Here is a 327-nt window from a genome sequence, read left to right on the forward strand (position 1 = left end):
GTCGGCCACCCATCGGGTGCCGTTCGCCGCCGGCTGGACCCGCCCGATCGCCGGGTCGTTCCACAGCAGGGGGTAGCCGCGGCTGGAGGTGAGCACCGGGACGGAGACCTCGGCGTTGCGCTGGATCAGGTCCTGGACGGTGCCCTCCTGGTCCAGCGCAACGCCGAGGTCTCCGTCCCGGTGCTCACCTCCAGCCGCGGCTACCCCCTGCTGTGGAACGACCCGGCGATCGGGCGGGTCCAGCCGGCGGCGAACGGCACCCGATGGGTGGCCGACTCGGCCTGGCAGATCGACCACTGGATCACCGCCGGCACCCCCGCCGACGCC

At 74.0% G+C, this 327-nt stretch carries 1 pseudogene; it reads left to right on the top strand.

The annotated features are described in order from the left end of the window. Window positions 1–87 precede the first annotated feature (87 nt). A pseudogene (locus BZY54_RS52805) lies at window positions 88–327 on the top strand (glycoside hydrolase family 31 protein); the annotation flags it as partial.

It is taken from the genome of Streptomyces carpinensis (assembly GCF_002154505.1).
Classification (GTDB): domain Bacteria; phylum Actinomycetota; class Actinomycetes; order Streptomycetales; family Streptomycetaceae; genus Streptomyces; species Streptomyces carpinensis.